Genomic DNA, 13696 nt, shown 5'->3' with positions numbered 1-13696 from the left:
TATACTGATCGATGATGCTTTAAAAACATGATTGACGGAGGAGCCATGGACGTACGCATCGACGCATCGTGGAAGGCGCGGCTGGAGGGCGAGTTTGCCCAGCCCTACTGGGAACGCCTGGCCGCCTTCGTGAAGCAAGAGTATGCGGCGGGACCGTGTTGTCCTCCCGGTAAACTCATTTTCCGGGCATTCGACCTGACGCCGTTCGGGCAGGTCAAAGTCGTGATCCTGGGGCAAGACCCGTATCACACGCCCGGTGCGGCCATGGGGCTGTGCTTTTCGATTCCCGAAGGCACGCCACCGCAGCCTAGCCTGCAGAACATCTTCAAGGAATTACGCAGCGACGTGGGTATCGAGCGCACGCGCACGGATTTGTCCGATTGGGCCGGGCAAGGCGTGTTCCTGCTCAACAGCGTGCTGACGGTGCGCGCCGGGGCGGCCGGTTCGCACGCGGCCAAGGGATGGGAGAAATTGACGGACAGCGCCATCGGTCACCTGTCCGCCGAGCGAGAACACCTCGTGTTCATCCTGTGGGGCGGCTACGCGCAAGCCAAGCGCACCCTGATCGATCCCGGCAAGCACCTGGTGCTGGCGGCGCCGCACCCGTCTCCCTTGTCGGCCAGTAAAGGTTTCTTTAGCAGCAAGCCATTCAGCCAGGCGAATGCGTATCTGCAGGCGCATGGCCAGGCGCCCATCGCCTGGGGTGATGGCTGATTCCTGACGGCAACCGACAGCGGCAGGCGTTGCTCCCTGCCGCTGTCTTCGCGCGTAACGGTTAAAAGCTGGTTGAGAGGCCTGCATAGAAGCTGCGGCGGGCGCCATACTGCGGTGCCCCCACGCCCACGCCGGAACCGTCGCGCAGCAGGTACGACTTGTCGAACAGGTTGATCAGGGCCAGCCGTCCCTCGACCTTGCCGACCGGCGTGTTTTTCCACGTGTGCGTGAGCGCCGTGTTGACGGTGAAGTAGCCGGGCAAATGGCCGGAATTCGGTGCGCCGCCGTCCGGTGTCAAGCGCAAGCCGCTGCCGTAGAGGAAGTCAGCGCTTACTTGCGAATCGCCAAAGTGATAATGGCCGCCGCCCGACAGCGTGTATTTCTGGTCATGATCGAGGTAGACATAGTTCTTGCTGATGTAGTTCAACTCATCGGCGCCAAACAGGGCTTGCCCCGAATTGATGTTGCGGCCCTGCGCCTTTTGCGTGCTGGCGTTGAGGAACAGGCCCCAGTTTTTCTCACTGTAGATGGCGGACAATTCCAGGCCCTTGGCGTAGCCATCCGCATAGTTGAACGGCGTCAAGATCAGCGCCTGGCCGAACTGGCCTTCATCCAGCAGGTTGTTGATCTTTTTATAGTACACATCGGCCGTCACGGTCAGTTTCGCATTCACCTGATGGCTGATGCCGACGTCATAGTAGTGCGTGCGCTCGGCCTTGACGTTGTCGGACTGGCCGATTTCCGGCGCGTTCGTCGTGTTCGCGTACAGGTCGATGCTGCCTTGCGCCGCCAGTTCCTGCGGCGGCGGCGTGAAGTAGCGTGAATAGCCGGCGTGGAGGGCCGTGCCCGGTGCCAGCTGGTACGCCAGGTTGATGCGCGGGCTCCATTGTTGCTCGCTCGTGTAGGCCGAGACCTTGTCGAAGCGGGCGCCATAGTTCAGGGTCAAAGGCTTGCTGATATGCCATTCATCCTGCAGGTAAACACTGGCCAGGGTGCCCGTCTTGCCGCTGTTGTCCAGCACCGTGATCGGCGTGGTGGAGGTTTGCGCCCCGTCAATACTCGGGAAAACGGCCACCGCGTTGTCGCTCGTCGTCTTCTGGCGCGTGTAGGCCAGGCCCGCGCGCACGGTGTGGTCCGGGTGCAGCTTGTAGCTGATATCGAATTGGGCGCCGGAAGCGCTGTTGGCGCGGCGCGAGTCCGAGGCGACGCCGTTGTAGATCAGGTCGCCGATAGCGTCGGGCGTGAAATGCAGTTCCGAATACTGGTGGAAGGCCGACACCTGGTAATTGACGTCGCCCAGGCTTTTTTGCAGCGACAGCACGAGGAAGCGGTTCACTTCGCGCTGGTTTTCATTCAGCAGCGACGACGGTAACGTGGACGTGCCCGCCTGCGCATCGCTGTGGCCATTCAGACTGAAAGCGGGCGCCTGGTCCGGATTGTTCGGGATCTGGAAGCGGCCGTTATACGTGCCGAACATGGCGCCCAGGCGGGTGTTGTCATCAAGGAAATACGACAGGCTGCCGAACGATTTGTTCTGGCGCGTCTTGTCGTGCAGGGCGCTGCGCGTGTCTTGCGGGTTTTCCACACCCAGCGAATTGCCCAGGTAGCTGCCGGACAGGTAGTAATTGAATTTGCCGACGCTGCCGAAAAATTCGGCACTCGGCTCCACGTGGTCGTGGCTGCCGATCATGATGCCGATGCGCCCGCCAGGCGTCATGCCGCCCTCTTTCGTTTCAATATCGACGATGCCCGCCGTGCGCAGGCCGAACTGGGCCGGCAAGGCGCCCGTCATGAAATCCGTCTTGTCGATCAGGCGCGTGTCGATCGACTGGCCGAAGCCGGTGATGCTTTCTGGCAATTGCACGCCATTGATGCGGTATTGCACATTGGCATGGTCGTCGCGCACGTGCAGGGCGCCGGAACCCTTCGAATCCTGCGACACGCCCGGCAGGCGCAGCAGCACTTCATTGAACGGCGTGTTGTCGCCTTGGCCCAGCATGTCGACCATGTGGCTGTCGATGCTGTAGATGGTGGTGCCGACTTTCGGCGACAGCTCGATGCGTGCGCTTTTCAGATGGGCGGACGTGACTTCGACCTTTTGCATGTCTTGCGGGGCAGCATCAGTACTGGCTTCGGCAGGCTCGGCGGCGTGGGCGGAAAAACTGAACAGGCTGGCAAGGGCGAGCGACAGCGCGCTCAGGCGTGGTGTGTGTTGCATGATAAACCTCAAAGTGTCAACGCCAGGCGGCCCGGCGCGCATCAATATGCGGCAAGGGGCAGCCTGAAAAGGATAAAAACAGCGTGGGAACTACAGTGAGGCGGCAGGCGGGCCGCGCACGGGCGGCAAAACGAGGGCGGCGACGGGCGCCAGGGGTGCGGGCGCGATGGCCAGCAGGCGGTACGGTAGTAACTGGGCGGGCGGCTCGACGATGGCCGGCGGCACGGCGAGATCGGCCACCTTGTCGATGACGGTGGCGCACAGCGCGCACTCTTCCGCGTCGAGGGTCGTCTTGTGCAGATGCGAGGCGGCCGTCGACAGCAGGAACACGAGGGCCAGCGCAGTGAACAGTGCCACGCACAGCCGCCACGGCGTGCGCGCGAGGGCGGCGGCACCGTGATGAGCAAGCTTGCGGGTGGGCTGGCGGGAAGACATGGGCGCATAGTAGCAAGAAAATCGCTCCGCTGTCAGCGCTTGTTGCAATTCATTTGCGCTAGAGCGAGCTTACAGGGTGGCGCGCAGCTCGCGCGGCGACAAGCCGTAGTGCTGGCGGAAACGGGCCGCGAAGCGCGAGGGCGAGGCGTAGCCGCAGGCGGCCGCGATGTCGCCGATGGGTAAGATGCCGGATTGCAATTCCTGCAAGGCCAGTCCCAGGCGCACGTCTTCCAGGATAGTGCGGAAATGGCGTTGTTCCAGGGCCAGCTGGCGGCGCAGGGTGGACGCGCCCACATGCAGCTGGGCAGCCACCTTGGCCACGCTCCAGTCGGCGGCCGGGTTCAGCAACAGCACTTGCTGCACGCGCGCGGCCAGTGGATCGCGGCGGTCCAGCAGCAAGGGGCCGCAATGGCCGCCCAGGGCCAGGGCCAGCAGCAAGCCTTCCGCCTGGTGCGCCAGCAGCGCGGGCGGTGCGCTACTCGCCAGGCTGGCCATCAGCTGGTCCCAGGCCAGTGCCGCGTGCATGTCGAGCGGCACGCACAGGCTGGCCGTGGCCGCCTGGCGCAGCTGGGCATCGACGAGGCTGCCATGGCGCGCGCGGAAACGGGCGATCAGGGCCGGTGAAAAACTCAGCACTTCAGCCCGGTAGCCTTGCGCGCCGGGTAGGTTGGCCACGCCCAGTTCCTGTCCCGCCGGCATCAGCACCACGTCGTGCGCGCCGGCGCGCGCCTGGCGAGCGCCCCATTCCAGCAGCTTGGTGCCCTGCCGCACGCGGCACAGCGCGCTCTGGAAGACAGGCACGCGGCGCAGGGTTTGCGCGCGGCGCGCCTCGATGGTGCCGTGGGCGATGCGCAGCTCGCTCAGGGCCACCGCGTCCATCTCATCGGCCATACAGTCCCGTCAGCTGTGCCTTGCCCAGCGCGTTGGCGTTGAGCATGTAGCCGAGCATGGCGCCGCTGGCGTGCTGGTCCAGCGGCAGCTTGTCCGTTTTCAGCGCCCAGATCGTGATCTGGTAGCGGTGCGCCTTGTCGCCTGGTGGTGGGCAGGCGCCGCCGTAGGCGCTGTCGCCGTAATCGTTGCGTCCTTGCATGGCGCCTGTGGGCAAGGTGGTCGCCGTCGTTCCCGCAGGCAAGGACGTGGTGGACACTGGCAAGTTAAACACGCTCCAGTGCCACCAGCCGCTGCCCGTGGGTGCGTCCGGGTCGTACAGGGTGATGGCGTAGCTGTTGGTGCCGGCCGGGGCATTGCTCCACGACAATTGCGGCGACAGGTTGCCGCCCGTGCAGCCGAAGCCCTGGAACACTTGCGCGGGCGCCAGGGTCTGGCCAGGGGCGATGTCGGTGCTGGTGACCGTGAAATCGGCGGCCTGGGCGCCCAGGTGCAGAGCGAAACCCAGCGTGACGGCGAGCAATCGGGAGGTGGTCATGGTTTTCCTTTCGATGAAGTATAGGGGAAAGTGTATGCCGTGCAACATTTACCCGCGATGCCGATGTGCTCGCTGATGGTGCCGAAACGCTCGTTTTTACCTCATTCCAACGCTGCCATGAGCGTGTTGCTTGGTTTCCCGCTTTCTGACCACGCATGATTTTCACTGCCGGGCTTTCATGCTATCGTTTCGCAGCCCAAATTTCCCAAAGTGTCCATGTCCCCACGCCCGATCCCATGGTTGTTCACCAAGCTGCACCTGTATGCGGGCCTGTGGTTTGGCGTCCTGTTCGTCCTGCTGGGCTTGACGGGTTCCGCCATCGCGTGGATGCCGGAGCTCGACGCGTATCTGAATCCCACACTGTTGCAGGCGAGCAGGCCTGCGCCCGGCCAGGTATTTGAGGTGACGCCGCGCACGGTGCAGGCGGTGGTGGACGCTCTCGCGGCCGACCCCGCCTACGGCAAGCCCTCGCAGCTCAATCCGCCGGCCGATGCGCGCGACGTGTACGTGGCCTCGTACCGCCAGGCTGGCAAACCGTCGGCCTTCAGCCAGGCCATCGTGCGCCAGGTGATGGTCGACCCCTACACCTTGCAAGTCAAAGGCGAGCGCGACTGGGGGCGTTTCGGCCTCACGCGCCCGCTGTTGATGTCGGGCATGTTTCATTTGCACCGCTATGGTTTGTCCGGCGAAGTGGGCAAGACCATTACCGGTATCTCGGGCGTGATGCTGCTGCTGATGGCCTTGAGCGGCATTTATCTGTGGTGGCCGCGCCTGCAGTGGACGGCGGTCAAGCGCGCGCTGACGGTGTCGCATGGCGGTTCCTGGCCCCGTTTTCATTACACGTTTCACAAGGCGGCCGGCTTCTTTGCCGCGCCGGTGCTGGCCGTGCTTGCCTTTTCCGGCATCTATTTCAATTTGCCGCAATTGATCGTGCCGCTGGTGGAACTCGTGTCGACGGTGCCGGATACGGCAAAATTGAAAAATGTGGGCCAGGATGGCGCCGTGCTTGATGCGGGCCAGGCCATGGCCGCCGCGCAGCTGCTGTATCCGCAGGCGCGCGTGTCGCGCATCGTGCTGCCGGCGAAAACGGATCAGCCGTATGACGTGCGCGTGCGCCAGCCTGGCGAGATCGCCCACGGCGACGGCGCCACGCGCATCACCCTGGACGCGCGCAGCGGCTTGCCCCTGCGCATACGCGATCCCTTGCGGGCGCCGGCCGGCGATGTATTCCTGGGCTGGCAATTCCCCCTGCATTCGGGCCAGGCGTTTGGCGTGGCCGGGCGCGCCTTCATTACCGTCTTCGGTTTGATGCCCTTGCTGTTCCTGCTGACGGGCAGTTTGGTGTGGTGGAAACGGCGGCGTCGCCGGAAATAAGCGGCCGCCAAACCGATGCGGGGAAAGTTGCTATCATTATAGTATTTTCCGGCGTATCCCGGATTCACCCGCACAAGGACCAGCATGAGCAATCCCGAGATTACCGTAGCAATGTTGAATGAACGCGGCACCGGCCGCCTGCCCGGCCACTTGGGCATCGTCATCACGGAAGTGGGCGATGGCCAGCTGACGGCGGAATTGCCCGTGCTGCCGCACTTGCTGGCGCCGAATGGCTACCTGCACGCGGGCAGCGTGGTGACCCTGGCCGACACGGCTTCCGGCTATGGCTGCATCGTCAACCTGCCCGAAGGCGCCAGTAATTTTACGACCATCGAATTGAAATCGAACCACCTGGGCACAGCCCGCGAAGGCACGCTTACCTGCACGGCCAAGGTCGAGCACAAGGGCCGCAACACGCAAGTGTGGGATGCCGTGGTGAAAAGCAAGGAAACGGGCAAGACGATTGCCCTGTTCCGCTGCACGCAGATGATTTTATATCCCAAACAAGCTTAAATCTTCACCCAGTTACCCTTGTAGAGAATCGGTCCCGTCGGTCCGTTCGGATTCGGCGAACCGCCTTTCGGTTCCAGGGTAACGGCCAGCAAGGCCACGTCGCTGCCGATGGCGCGCTGGGACAGGGCCAGTTTCACATTGCCCTTGTCGGCGAGCAAGCCGAGGGAGCGCGGGTTGCCGCTCTTCGGCACGGCCCACAATTCCAGGTCGCGGTCAGCAGGCACGGGCGCGTTGCCCACCATGCGCACCTCGAGCGCGCCGTGGCGGCTGTCGGCCGTCAGCAGCAGGGCCGTTTGCGCCTTCTCGTCCGTCAGGCTGGCCACATAGCTGATCTGCGGCGCATCCATCACGCGCGTGGCCACGACGATCACCAGCAGCGCGGCGATGGCGCTCGAAGCCATGCCCAGCGAACGCCAGAACGACAGCGAATCGCGGAACACAGACCAGCCGCCCTGCGGCTTCAGGTGCAGGCGCTGCTCGATCTGCTGCCACACGCGCTTGGGCGGGGCCACGGGTGTGGCGAATTCGGCCATCGGTTCCAGGCGCTGGCGCCATTCGGCTGTGATATTGCGCAAATCGGCGTCATTGTGCAGCCAGCCTTCGAAACGCCGGCGCGCGCCCCCTTTCAGCGTGCCCAGCACATATTCGGACGCCAGTTTCTGGCGCAGCACGTCATTGCCGCGGATATTCATGATGCCTCCCGTTTCGCCAGGCACGTGCGCAGCCGTTCCAGGCTGCGGCGTATCCACGTCTTCACGGTGCCGATCGGCAGCGACATCTGCTGCGCCACTTCGCTGTGCGACAGGTCATGATAGAAGGCCAGGGCGACCACCTGCCGGTGCAGCCCTTCCAGGGCCGACATGCAAAACGCCAGCGCCTTGGCGTCACCGCTCAGTTGCAGTGACTCGATCGGCGTGGCCTGGGGGTCTCGGAGTGCATTCATGACTTCGCTATCAAACTGTTCGGCATCGATTTCCACGGTATCGTCGCTGCGCCGCAGCACATCGAACGCCTTGTTGCGCACGATGGTGGCCATCCAGGTCATCGGCGCCGCCAGATGGCTCTGGTAAGTGGCGGCGTTGTTCCAGATGGCGACGAACCCCTCTTGCAAGGCTTCTTCAGCGAGCTCTTGCTTATGCAATATACGCAGCGCGAAGCCAAACAGTTTCGATGAGGTGGAGTGATATAGCTGACGGAACGCGGTGGCGTCCTTGTTGCCGGCGGCGAGCAGCCAGGTTTTGAGTTGCTGCGGGTCGAGCGATTGAGCGGCTAGGGACACGGCTGGCCTTCACAAGGTGAACGGGATCACGCAAGGGAAGGTTATAACAGATTGACAACGCTTGGCAACAGGGTTTTGTACCGTGCTATCCCGCGATGGCCGAATCCAGCAGCTTGTGCAGTTCGGCGAATTCCGGCTTGCCCACGTAGCGCTTGAGGATCTTGCCCTGCTTGTCGAGCACGAAGGTGGTGGGCGTGAGGGCCACGTCGCCGTAGGCCTTGGCCGCTTCGCCCGTCACGTCGAGCGCCACCTTGAACGGCAACTGGCGCGTTTCGGCGAAGTTCAGCACGTAGTTGGCCGGATCGTACTTCATGGCCACGGCCACGAATTCCAGTCCCTGCCCCTTGTACTTGTTGTAGGTATCGACCATCTCCGGCATTTCCGCCACGCAGGTGGTGCACGAGGTGGCCCAGAAATTGACCATCACGACCTTGCCGCGCAAGCTGTTTGAGGTGATTTTCTCGCCATGGATGCCGTGGAAGGTCACGTCCGGCGCGCTTTGCTTGTCATTCAGCGACAGATAGCCGGCTGCCGCCACGCCCGCCACGAAGACGGCGATCAGGGCTGGCTTGACCCAGGACTTGCTTGCGGATGGCGTAGTTGACATGGTTTTCATTTGAAAAGCGCGACGATGCGGCCATTATATCCGTATCGCCGCATCAAAGCCGTAGGTCAAACGGAGGAGGCGCTTACTGCTGCACCGTGTCGCTGACGGTGTTCGTCGTGCGCTGCTGCGGCGGGTCGGGCTGCAATTGCTTCAGTTCCGCTTCCGAAATGTAGTCGAACAGCTTGACCACTTTCTGCACGCCGCCCACGCCGCGCGCCACGTCGGCCGCGACCGTGCCTTCGCGCTGGGTGACTCTGCCCATCAGGAAGACGGTGGCGTTTTCCGTGACGACCTTGAACGAGGCCGCCGAGATGGTTTTCATGTCGACCAGGCTGGCCTTGACCTTGGTGGTGATCAGCGCGTCGTTCGAGCGCGAGGTGTAGCTGGCCGGACCGGCGATGATCAATTCATTGGCCACCGATTCCACGCCCTCGATATTGCGCACTTCGCGCTCGACGGCATTTTTCATCGCTTCGTCGCGCACTTCGCCCGTCAGCAGGACGCGGCGGTTGAAGCTGGTGACGTTGACGTGGCCCACGTCGCCGGTGATGGAGGGGATGCGCGACTCGCCTTTCAGGGCGATCGACTTGTCTTCGGTCTGGGCGCCCAGGGTGCGGCGGTCCGCTGCGGCAACGCCGCCCATCACCGCGCCGCCGACCATCAGTTCGATGCAGCCGGTGAGCGAGGTGAGCATGGCGCCGCACAGCAGTGCGGTGGCCAGCGGGCGTTGTACGCGTTTCCAGCCTGGGCCAGTACCGAATTTAGTCATTCACGTCTCCTCCGAATAGAGCGACATCGATGCCGTCGCAGATGCAATGTATGGTGGTCAGGTGGACTTCCTGGATGCGCGCCGTGCGCTCGGCCGGTACGCAGATATGCACGTCGGCGTCCGTCAGCATCTTGCCGATGGCGCCGCCGTCCTTGCCCGTCAGCGCCACGACGCGCATTTCGCGCTCGAGCGCCGCTTCCACGGCTGCCATCACGTTGGCCGAATTGCCCGACGTGGAGATGGCCAGCAGGATGTCGCCGGCCTGGCCGAAGGCCTGCACCTGCTTCGAGAAAATCTCGCGGTAGCTGTAGTCGTTCGCCACGGCCGTCAGGATCGACGTATCCGTCGTCAGCGCCAGGGCCGGCAGCGGAAAGCGCTCGCGTTCGAAGCGCCCGACCAGCTCGGCTGCGAAATGCTGGCAGTCGGCGGCGGAACCGCCGTTGCCGCAGGCGAGGATCTTGTTGCCGTTGGACAATGCATAAAACATCAGGTCGATCGCCTGCGCAATCGGTTGCGCCAGTACGGTGGCGGCCTGGATCTTGAGTTCGGCACTTTCGTGGAAGTGCGAGAGGATGCGTTGATTATTCATAGTCTGCCGATTATAGTGCAGGCGCGCGGCATGGCGGACAAGCACTGTTAAAAATGCTTACATATCGAGGATGTTCTTCAGCCAGCTGATGCGTCCGCCATCGATGGCGAGCGCGTCGAAGCGGCATGGCGGCAGCGTTTTCTGCCCCAGCAGCCAGGTTTGCGCGGCCACCACCATGCGCCGCTGCTTGGCTGGCGTGATGCTGGCCAGGGCGCCGCCGAAGGTTGTACTGCTGCGTAGCCGTACTTCGACGAAGACGACCGAGGCGCCATCGCGCATGATCAGGTCGAGCTCCCCACCCTTGCACAAATAGTTGCGTTGCAGCAGCACCAAGCCTTGCAGCAGCAGATACGCGAGCGCGTCATCTTCCCCTTGCCGTCCCCGTGCCTGTTTATTCTGGAAAGGCAGGGGTGGCATGGCGTGCTCTTACTGGGCCGGCGGCACAGAGACAGGCGTGGGCGCGGCCGGCGGCCAGGTGCCCAGCACGCCCTGCTGGTAGGTGGCGGCTTGCTCCGTGCGTTCGAACACGCTTTGATTCTCCTCAAAGCGCACGGCCAGGCGGCCCGTCACGCCATCGAGGGTAAATGGCGCGTTCGGCCGCAGCGCCACTTCGCGCGCCACGCGGAAGGCATCGATGCCCAGCGCGTACAGGCGTTCCATGTCGGCCGTCAGCCGGCGTTCGGCTGGCTGCTCGGGCTGTGGATACACCATCACTTGCGGATGGTCGCGCTGGACTTGCCATGGCAAGTCCAGCAGGCGCGCACCGTCGAGCTCGGGGCCGCTGGCGCCGCGTCCCGTGCCGGGATTCAAGGATGAGGTGCCATACAGGGGCAAATCGCTGCCGATGGCCACGCGCAGCTGGCGCGCCTGGTCGGCGTCGAGCGCGGCAAACAGCAGGCCCGGCGGCGTGGCGGCCAGGCGCGCGCGCAGCTGCACCAGTTCGGCATCGCTCAGGTAGCCATTCGTTGCCGTCAAGTCCATCGTTTCGATCTTGCCGCCCTGGCGCAGCCATTCCTGCTTGAAGGCGGCGCTGATGCGGCGCTGCGAGGGCGAGCCGGCCGACAGGACCAGCGCACTGGCGCCAGGCTGTTCGCTGGCGGCCCAGGCGGCGACCTGGCGCGCTTCCGCCTCGATCGACAGGCCCATCACCAGCAGCTTGGCCGGCAGGCGCGCCTCGCCGCGGTTGTCCGGGTGGTTCAGGGCGATCGTGGGTTTACGCACCAGATCGCTGTTCGCCACGGCCGTCACGGCCGAGCGCGACAAAGGTCCCACGACGATGTCCTGTTCTTCTTGCGCTTGCGCAAACTTGTTCAGGACGTCGCTGCTGCCGTCGCCCGTATCGATCACCGTCACTTCAAAGCCGCTGCGGTCGCGCTCGTACGCGGCCATGAAGCCGGCGCGCAGCAGTTCGGCGGCCGGTCCCAGGGAAGCCGAGCGCAGCGGCAGCAGCAGGCCGATGTGGTGGACATTGCCGTCGGACGGCGCCGGCGCCGTAGCGGCCGGCATGTCCTGCGGCGTGCCCGTCGCTGGCTTGCTTGTGATGGGCGCCAGCGGCGCGCCGCTGCCGTCGTACGCGGTAATATCGGGCACGGCCACGGCAAACGTCACCGGTTCGGGCGCGGGCGGCTTGGGCGGCACGGGCGGTGGCAGCGGCTTCGGAGGCGGCAGCGCCCTTGTGTTAGATTCAATAGGCGCGCACAATTGCCCGGGCGCGTCGCAAGGCGTGCTGCAAGCGCTCAGCATGCCGGTCGCGGCACAAACAAGCAGTAACTTCACACTATTAGCAAGCATTTAACCTCCAAAATGACCGTACAAGAAATCAGTTCCATCGCCAGCCTGCCCATCATGACAGAGGCGGCGCACCAGGTCTATCCTATCGCAACATTGTATATAGTGGCCACGCCGATCGGCAATGTGACCGATATCAGCCTGCGCGCGCTGCATCTGCTGAGCCTTGCCGATGCCGTCGCCTGTGAAGATACGCGCAACACGGCGCACCTGCTGACGCGCTTTGGCCTGAACAAGCCTTTGATTGCGGCGCATCAACATAATGAACGCGAAGTGGCGCAGACCCTGATCGCCCGCCTGCACGCCGGCGAGCGCATTGCGCTGGTGTCCGACGCCGGCACGCCGGCCGTTTCCGACCCCGGTGCGCGCATCGTCGACGCCGTGCGCGCGGCCGGCTTGCGCGTGCTGCCCCTGCCCGGCCCGTCGGCGGCGATCACCGCCATTTCCGCCAGCGGCTTGTTGAATGACCAGTTTTACTTTGTCGGTTTCCTGCCAGCCAAGGCCAAGCAGCGCGAAAACATGCTGCACAGCTTGCGCGGCGTGACGGCGACGATGGTGTTCTATGAAGCGCCGCACCGCATCCTCGATTGCGCCACGGCCTTGGTGGAAGCGTTCGAGCCGACGCGCCAGGTGGTGTTCGCGCGCGAACTGACGAAACTGTTCGAAGAAATCCACCGCTGTCCCCTGTCCGAGGCGGAGGCGTGGATACGCGCCGATGCACACCGCGAAAAGGGCGAATTCGTCGTCCTGCTGGAAGGCGCGACGGAAGCGCAGGACGCGGAAGACGTGGAAGCGGAACGCATCCTGAACATCTTGCTGGCCGAATGCAGCGTCAAGCAGGCGGCGAACTTGACGGCGCAAATCACGGGGCGCAAGAAAAACGCCCTGTATGAGCGGGCGTTGCAGTTGAAGGGGCAGGAATAATTTGATTGCGGCCTGCCCCAAATAGGTAGGTTGTTAAATTGTCACCACTTGCAGCCGCTATCCTTCTTGTCGAGCAACATCAGCACGGGCGCCAGCAAGCCCGCGCCTGAATAGGCGGTGCGGCAATCGCCGCGCTTGCCTTGTGCGATGTCGCGCGCCAGCTGGGTTTCCGTTTGCAGCGGCTTGTCGGGGATTTGCCCCACGGCCGTGCCCGCCTTGGCGGGATCGCGCTCGCCCGCCATCTTGCGCGCCGTCTTCCTGGCCGCGTCCATGTCGAATTTCGGTGTTTCCGGGGTTTCTTGCCTGAATGTATCGGCACTGGCCACCGGCGTGGCCTGTGATGCCGGGACGACCGTGATGGCTTGCGGGCTGGATGCTGGCGGTGTGGTCGCCGCCGGCGTTTCCCGGGCAGTGGCGAGTTTTGGCTTGCTGATGGGCTTGGGTTCGCGTTTCGGTCTGACGACTTCGACGGGCGGCGGGGGAGGTTTGGCGGCCAGCGGACGTATCCACACGGCGATCGATTCCACGCGCGGGGCCGTGTCCATCCGCGCGGCCGGCTGCACGTGGCGCCACAGGTAGATCAAGGCGCTATGCAGCAGCAAGGACACGGCGATGCCCAGCACGATGCCGCGGCGGTTCGGCATGGGCCGGCCGCCGTCGTTTCTTTCTATCCTGAACTCCATTGCCGTTGTCGCCTTCATGTCTGATCGGGAAAACTTGCCAAGCCAGTGTCGCACACTTCAATCGTTTTGAAAAATACATGGGTTCCAGTGCCGCCCGTAAATAATTTACATAGAGTTTCACCTGACCCTTGACCGAAGTCGATACGGCCTGTATTATCTTGGTCTTCGGAGTGTGGCGCAGCCCGGTAGCGCACCTGGTTTGGGACCAGGGGGTCCAAGGTTCGAATCCTTGTACTCCGACCAAATTTGTAGAAAAAAACCCAAGAGTTCAGGCTCTTGGGTTTTTTTTCGTCTGTATTTTTCGTCTGTACTGCCGGGGTCAGACCCCCGGATGTGTTGGCACTGAGCTTGACGCTAGCGGCATTGAGGGTCTGACC

Annotated in this window: 16 protein-coding genes and 1 tRNA gene; 5 read left to right on the top strand and 12 right to left on the bottom strand. The window is 63.5% G+C overall.

The features are described 5' to 3' along the window. Nucleotides 1-45 precede the first annotated feature (45 nt). Nucleotides 46-714: a uracil-DNA glycosylase gene (locus tag CSQ93_RS08030; RefSeq protein ID WP_099377618.1), complete on the top strand. Its 669-nt coding sequence runs from the start codon at nucleotides 46-48 to the stop codon at nucleotides 712-714. A gap of 61 nt (nucleotides 715-775) precedes the next feature. Here the strand turns inward: CSQ93_RS08030 and CSQ93_RS08025 are convergent, their stop codons facing one another. From CSQ93_RS08025 to CSQ93_RS08010, 4 genes are all read right to left on the bottom strand, one after another. Continuing rightward, a complete protein-coding gene (locus tag CSQ93_RS08025) occupies nucleotides 776-2932 on the bottom strand; it encodes a TonB-dependent receptor (protein ID WP_099377617.1) in 2157 nt (718 codons plus the stop codon). Nucleotides 2933-3022: 90 nt separating this feature from the next. Next, on the bottom strand, nucleotides 3023-3367 hold the full coding sequence (locus CSQ93_RS08020) for a hypothetical protein (RefSeq protein ID WP_099377616.1): 345 nt from the start codon (nucleotides 3365-3367) through the stop codon (nucleotides 3023-3025). A gap of 69 nt (nucleotides 3368-3436) precedes the next feature. Beyond that, nucleotides 3437-4258, bottom strand: coding sequence for a helix-turn-helix transcriptional regulator (locus tag CSQ93_RS08015; RefSeq protein WP_199534311.1), 822 nt, complete (start codon nucleotides 4256-4258; stop codon nucleotides 3437-3439). Beyond that, nucleotides 4248-4793, bottom strand: coding sequence for a YbhB/YbcL family Raf kinase inhibitor-like protein (locus CSQ93_RS08010; RefSeq protein ID WP_099377615.1), 546 nt, complete (start codon nucleotides 4791-4793; stop codon nucleotides 4248-4250). Before CSQ93_RS08010 ends, CSQ93_RS08015 begins: the two co-directional genes overlap by 11 nt. Before the next feature lie 216 nt (nucleotides 4794-5009). Here CSQ93_RS08010 and CSQ93_RS08005 point away from each other — a divergent pair, with 216 nt between their 5' ends. Beyond that, the gene (locus CSQ93_RS08005) at nucleotides 5010-6167 is read left to right on the top strand and encodes a PepSY-associated TM helix domain-containing protein (RefSeq protein WP_099377614.1); all 1158 of its coding nucleotides are present in this window, start codon (nucleotides 5010-5012) and stop codon (nucleotides 6165-6167) included. 84 nt (nucleotides 6168-6251) lie between these two features. Beyond that, entirely contained in the window at nucleotides 6252-6680 is a 429-nt protein-coding gene (locus tag CSQ93_RS08000; RefSeq protein ID WP_099377613.1) for a PaaI family thioesterase, read from the top strand. On the opposite strand, the gene CSQ93_RS07995 is transcribed toward CSQ93_RS08000, so the two are convergent. From CSQ93_RS07995 to CSQ93_RS07965, 7 genes are all read right to left on the bottom strand, one after another. Further along, complete coding sequence (locus tag CSQ93_RS07995) at nucleotides 6677-7372, bottom strand: anti-sigma factor (RefSeq protein ID WP_099377612.1); 696 nt, start codon at nucleotides 7370-7372, stop codon at nucleotides 6677-6679. The genes CSQ93_RS08000 and CSQ93_RS07995 overlap by 4 nt on opposite strands. Next, nucleotides 7369-7959 carry a sigma-70 family RNA polymerase sigma factor gene (locus CSQ93_RS07990; protein ID WP_099377611.1) on the bottom strand — a complete coding sequence of 197 codons (591 nt, stop codon included), beginning with the start codon at nucleotides 7957-7959 and terminating at the stop codon, nucleotides 7369-7371. Before CSQ93_RS07990 ends, CSQ93_RS07995 begins: the two co-directional genes overlap by 4 nt. A gap of 85 nt (nucleotides 7960-8044) precedes the next feature. Next, entirely contained in the window at nucleotides 8045-8566 is a 522-nt protein-coding gene (locus CSQ93_RS07985) for a peroxiredoxin family protein (RefSeq protein ID WP_099377610.1), read from the bottom strand. 82 nt (nucleotides 8567-8648) lie between these two features. Then, nucleotides 8649-9335: a BON domain-containing protein gene (locus CSQ93_RS07980; protein ID WP_051959223.1), complete on the bottom strand. Its 687-nt coding sequence runs from the start codon at nucleotides 9333-9335 to the stop codon at nucleotides 8649-8651. Beyond that, nucleotides 9328-9924 (bottom strand): phosphoheptose isomerase, encoded by a 597-nt coding sequence (locus CSQ93_RS07975; protein ID WP_034752465.1) that lies wholly within the window; start codon nucleotides 9922-9924, stop codon nucleotides 9328-9330. Before CSQ93_RS07975 ends, CSQ93_RS07980 begins: the two co-directional genes overlap by 8 nt. A 57-nt stretch (nucleotides 9925-9981) precedes the next feature. Then, nucleotides 9982-10341, bottom strand: coding sequence for a YraN family protein (locus CSQ93_RS07970; RefSeq protein ID WP_099377609.1), 360 nt, complete (start codon nucleotides 10339-10341; stop codon nucleotides 9982-9984). Between the two features lie 9 nt (nucleotides 10342-10350). Further along, the gene (locus tag CSQ93_RS07965) at nucleotides 10351-11562 is read right to left on the bottom strand and encodes a penicillin-binding protein activator (RefSeq protein WP_099377608.1); all 1212 of its coding nucleotides are present in this window, start codon (nucleotides 11560-11562) and stop codon (nucleotides 10351-10353) included. A 165-nt stretch (nucleotides 11563-11727) separates the two neighbouring features. On the opposite strand from CSQ93_RS07965, the gene rsmI reads away from it, so the two are divergent. Continuing rightward, nucleotides 11728-12636, top strand: a complete 909-nt coding sequence (gene rsmI, locus CSQ93_RS07960; RefSeq protein ID WP_034782777.1) for a 16S rRNA (cytidine(1402)-2'-O)-methyltransferase — start codon at nucleotides 11728-11730, stop codon at nucleotides 12634-12636. Nucleotides 12637-12677: 41 nt separating this feature from the next. Here the strand turns inward: rsmI and CSQ93_RS07955 are convergent, their stop codons facing one another. Next, nucleotides 12678-13280 (bottom strand): hypothetical protein, encoded by a 603-nt coding sequence (locus tag CSQ93_RS07955; RefSeq protein ID WP_099377607.1) that lies wholly within the window; start codon nucleotides 13278-13280, stop codon nucleotides 12678-12680. Nucleotides 13281-13485: 205 nt separating this feature from the next. Between CSQ93_RS07955 and CSQ93_RS07950 the strand changes: the two genes are divergently transcribed. Continuing rightward, nucleotides 13486-13562, top strand: a tRNA-Pro gene (locus CSQ93_RS07950). Nucleotides 13563-13696: the final 134 nt, after the last annotated feature.

It is taken from the genome of Janthinobacterium sp. BJB426 (assembly GCF_002735705.1).
Lineage (GTDB): Bacteria > Pseudomonadota > Gammaproteobacteria > Burkholderiales > Burkholderiaceae_D > Janthinobacterium.
The sequence above is the reverse complement of the archived record's forward strand: the minus strand, read 5'-3'. Positions and strand labels throughout refer to the sequence as shown.

Excerpts from the sequence above, each read along its gene's own strand:
- CSQ93_RS08030 (WP_099377618.1), top strand. The coding sequence starts at position 46 with ATGGACGTACGCATCGACGCATCGTGGAAGGCGCGGCTGGAGGGCGAG.
- CSQ93_RS08025 (WP_099377617.1), bottom strand. The coding sequence starts at position 2,932 with ATGCAACACACACCACGCCTGAGCGCGCTGTCGCTCGCCCTTGCCAGC.
- CSQ93_RS08020 (WP_099377616.1), bottom strand. The coding sequence starts at position 3,367 with ATGTCTTCCCGCCAGCCCACCCGCAAGCTTGCTCATCACGGTGCCGCC.
- CSQ93_RS08015 (WP_199534311.1), bottom strand. The coding sequence starts at position 4,258 with ATGGCCGATGAGATGGACGCGGTGGCCCTGAGCGAGCTGCGCATCGCC.
- CSQ93_RS08010 (WP_099377615.1), bottom strand. The coding sequence starts at position 4,793 with ATGACCACCTCCCGATTGCTCGCCGTCACGCTGGGTTTCGCTCTGCAC.
- CSQ93_RS08005 (WP_099377614.1), top strand. The coding sequence starts at position 5,010 with ATGTCCCCACGCCCGATCCCATGGTTGTTCACCAAGCTGCACCTGTAT.
- CSQ93_RS08000 (WP_099377613.1), top strand. The coding sequence starts at position 6,252 with ATGAGCAATCCCGAGATTACCGTAGCAATGTTGAATGAACGCGGCACC.
- CSQ93_RS07995 (WP_099377612.1), bottom strand. The coding sequence starts at position 7,372 with ATGAATATCCGCGGCAATGACGTGCTGCGCCAGAAACTGGCGTCCGAA.
- CSQ93_RS07985 (WP_099377610.1), bottom strand. The coding sequence starts at position 8,566 with ATGTCAACTACGCCATCCGCAAGCAAGTCCTGGGTCAAGCCAGCCCTG.
- CSQ93_RS07980 (WP_051959223.1), bottom strand. The coding sequence starts at position 9,335 with ATGACTAAATTCGGTACTGGCCCAGGCTGGAAACGCGTACAACGCCCG.
- CSQ93_RS07975 (WP_034752465.1), bottom strand. The coding sequence starts at position 9,924 with ATGAATAATCAACGCATCCTCTCGCACTTCCACGAAAGTGCCGAACTC.
- CSQ93_RS07970 (WP_099377609.1), bottom strand. The coding sequence starts at position 10,341 with ATGCCACCCCTGCCTTTCCAGAATAAACAGGCACGGGGACGGCAAGGG.
- rsmI (WP_034782777.1), top strand. The coding sequence starts at position 11,728 with ATGACCGTACAAGAAATCAGTTCCATCGCCAGCCTGCCCATCATGACA.
- CSQ93_RS07955 (WP_099377607.1), bottom strand. The coding sequence starts at position 13,280 with ATGCCGAACCGCCGCGGCATCGTGCTGGGCATCGCCGTGTCCTTGCTG.